Genomic DNA, 3,340 nt, shown 5'->3' on the forward strand with positions numbered 1-3,340 from the left:
CTTGTGGGTTGCCTACCACATAGCCAATTCGGCAGCCAGCCATATTAAACGTTTTCGAGAGCGAGTTGAACTCTACTCCCACTTCCTTCGCACCCGGCACTGACATGAAACTGATTTGCGGGTTTCCGTCATAGATAAGTTCTGAATAGGCAAAGTCATGCACAACAAGTATATTATGCAGCTTGGCAAACTGGATAACCTCTTCAAAAAAGCTTTGATCAGCAAGTGCTGTGACAGGATTTCCAGGATAGCTTAAAACCATCATTTTCGTCTTTTGTAAAACGATTTCCGGAATTTCATCCAGCTTAGGAAGGAATTTATTCTCTGCAAGTAAAGGCATCGGATAGGTGAGCCCGCCAGCAATTGTGACACTAGCTTCATAGATAGGGTACCCTGGGTCCGGTACAAGTACATAATCCCCTGGGTCAATAATCGCTGTGGCAAGGTGAGAAAGCCCATCCTGAGAACCCATCAGCTGCAGAACTTCATTTTTATCATCTAGTTCAACACCATAACGCTGCTGATAAAAATACTTTACTGCCTCATTGAATTCAGTGATTCCTTTCAATGTATACCCGTATCTTCCAGGATCCTTCGAATATTCTACCAGGGTATCAACTACAAAAGATGGTGGCGGAAAATCCGGACTCCCAATGCTTAGATCGATGACATCTTTCCCTTTCAAAACAGCAGCCTGCTTTCGGTCTACCACTTCCTGAAAGATGCTCGAGGTCATTTTTCTGATTTTTTCTGATCCGTAGAGATTCATGGACATTCCCCTTTACTGTGCATTTGCGACATGTTGTTGTACTTCGAAAATTCTAATTTTTTAAAATATAAACTCGATTATAACAGTCTCACAATTACAGTTCCAGAATCTTTTTTTATTTTTTCAGAATTTTTTACGTAGCAAAGTATGATGTACAAGCAAATCTGTTGTTGTTTTTTCAAAAAAGCATAAGCTGATCCTCTTTGGCCAGGGTAGGATTCATGCTAATTCATGATAAAATGAAAGAAACGTAAAATATAGAAGGAGTGTAAAACAATTATGGATACTCACGTTACTACAAAAATGAAAATTTCAAAGCCTGCTCATGAAGTGTTTGAAGCATTTGTAAACCCTGAAAAGATGGCTAATTTCTGGTTTTCATCCGGAACAGGAAGAATGGAACCTGGAAAGACAATTATCTGGAGGTATGATGAATACAATGCAGAAGGGTCCGTTCTTGTGTTGGAAGTCGAGGAAAATAAGAAAATCGTGTTTTCCTGGGGAGCAGAAAATCAAGAAACAACTGTTACACTCACACTGAAAGAGCTGGACTTTACTAGTACCATCATTGAGGTTAACGAATCTGGATTGAAAGCAGATGACCCTCAAATAGTAAATAAAATGCTCCAGCAAAAAGAAGGTTGGGTATATATGTTAACATGTTTAAAGGGGTATTTGGAAAATGGCGTGAGTAATTTGAGAGCATCATTGGTACATTAAGCAGGAAAAATGACGGGGTATTATTTAATGACAATACATAAAGTAATACCCTATTTATGTAGCGAGTATTTGCGTTACTCTATCGAATCAAAGGTCAAACTGTCTTTTTATATAAATGTTTCATAGGATACTGCATATTCCTTAAAGCCATTTCTTGCGTATAATTTTTTCGCATGATCGTTCCAGGAATAGGCATGTAATTTAACTCTATTAATCCCTCTTTCTTTCATCCAATTTAAAGTCTCATCTAATAGTCTTTGTCCTAGACCATGTCCTCTGGCGGCATCATCCAAAAATAGTTCGTCAAAAAGACCCATTCTGCCTGTTCCATTATCTGCTGCTTCATTTTCTTCAAAAATCCTTCCTAAAGCATATCCAACAGGTTTTCCTTCTAATTCTGCAATTAGGATCAAGGTATCATCATTTCTACTATTAAATGTTTCAAGAGCATTCTTTTTTATTGCATTAATAACGCTCTCATAATTATCGTATGTACATTCGTTTGCATGGTTATTTCGATTGAAGTTGCTTAATTTAACTGCATACTCGATAAAAATATCTCTGTCACTATGTATTGCTTGCCTGATCTCTACTTTCATACACTTTCCTCCGTTTTCTGTTCGTTCGTTACTTCTCAGGATTTATATCAACAATGATTTCCCTTAATCATGATTTTTTAGGATCTCTTGTATGAAACTCATCCTGATGGCTACAATTCCATTTTAATTGTTTATTAAAATAAATGTAAAAAAAAAAATAAGCCGAGGAACAGCTCATTTTTATACAGGGGTGCTATACGGCCCATTAACTATTTCGTAATGATTTTATCAATAATCCCGTATTCAAGAGCTTCCTGTGCACTCATGAAATAATCACGGTCTGTGTCTTTCGCGATTTTTTCAATCGGCTGCCCTGTACGCTCAGAGATAATGGAGTTGATATGCTCACGAAGCTTGAGAATCCTCCGTGCCGAGATTTCGATTTCAGTGGCCTGCCCTCTAGCTCCGCCAAGCGGCTGATGGATCATGATCTCACTGTTCGGAAGTGCGAATCGCTTTCCTTTCGTACCTGCGAGCAAAAGCATCGCTCCAAATGATGCTGCCATTCCGATGCAAATCGTGCTGATATCAGGCTTGATGTACTGCATTGTATCAAAAATAGCGAAACCTGCCGTTGTAGACCCGCCAGGACTATTGATATAAATTGAAATATCCTTTTCAGGATTATCCGCTTCAAGGAAAAGCAGCTGAGCAATGACACTGTTCGCAACCTGGTCATTGATTTCATCACCCAGCATGATGATGCGGTCTTTTAGCAGACGAGAATAAATGTCGTAAGACCGTTCTCCCCTATTTGATTGCTCGATAACATATGGAATTGTACCCATGATATTTCCTCCCTTTTCTGGTTAGGCTGCCATTTTGAAAGAAGAGAGAGGAGAACTTGAATGCATGGCCATTGCCATTTTTGGAGCAGCAAAAAGAGATGGGATTTCACTTATATTTTCTAACAGGACGGTTGGATCTTGAGCTTTAAGAGATTCACTCAACAGGCTTGAAAGAAGCTTTACTTCCCCTTCATCCTGTAATGAGTCCATCTCACGAATTGTCCCTTCTTTTTCAAGCCGTTTTCTCGCACGATGCAACGACCCCTTTACTGCCATTTCAGTCATCCCGAGCAGACCAGCAATCTCCGCTGATTGAAAACGAAATGCTTCCTTAAGGATGAAAATAACTGACTGCTTTGGTGTCATTTTTTCCATTAACAGTTCAACCGTTTCAATCGCCCCGTTCTGTGTAGAAGCAGCCTCCTGAAATGAAAAATCTTCTGGAATACCTTGCATCTCATGCT

Annotated in this window: 5 protein-coding genes; 1 reads left to right on the top strand and 4 read right to left on the bottom strand. The window is 39.3% G+C overall.

Annotated elements, in window-relative coordinates:
- On the bottom strand, positions 1 to 769 hold a 769-nt coding region (locus WB217_RS15625), incomplete at its 3' end, for an aminotransferase class I/II-fold pyridoxal phosphate-dependent enzyme (protein WP_423994174.1).
- A gap of 279 nt (positions 770 to 1,048) precedes the next feature.
- Here WB217_RS15625 and WB217_RS15630 point away from each other — a divergent pair.
- Positions 1,049 to 1,489, top strand: coding sequence for an SRPBCC family protein (locus WB217_RS15630; protein WP_423994175.1), 441 nt, complete (start codon positions 1,049 to 1,051; stop codon positions 1,487 to 1,489).
- A gap of 107 nt (positions 1,490 to 1,596) precedes the next feature.
- Here the strand turns inward: WB217_RS15630 and WB217_RS15635 are convergent, their stop codons facing one another.
- The 3 genes from WB217_RS15635 to WB217_RS15645 form a co-directional block, all read right to left on the bottom strand.
- Positions 1,597 to 2,088, bottom strand: coding sequence for a GNAT family N-acetyltransferase (locus tag WB217_RS15635; RefSeq protein ID WP_423994176.1), 492 nt, complete (start codon positions 2,086 to 2,088; stop codon positions 1,597 to 1,599).
- A gap of 209 nt (positions 2,089 to 2,297) precedes the next feature.
- Positions 2,298 to 2,876 (bottom strand): ATP-dependent Clp endopeptidase proteolytic subunit ClpP, encoded by a 579-nt coding sequence (clpP, locus tag WB217_RS15640; RefSeq protein WP_423994177.1) that lies wholly within the window; start codon positions 2,874 to 2,876, stop codon positions 2,298 to 2,300.
- Between the two features lie 21 nt (positions 2,877 to 2,897).
- Positions 2,898 to 3,340 (bottom strand): sigma factor-like helix-turn-helix DNA-binding protein (locus tag WB217_RS15645; RefSeq protein WP_423994178.1); only part of this gene is annotated, 443 nt, incomplete at its 5' end.

It is taken from the genome of Mesobacillus sp., assembly GCF_049588175.1.
Lineage (GTDB): Bacteria > Bacillota > Bacilli > Bacillales > Cytobacillaceae > Mesobacillus.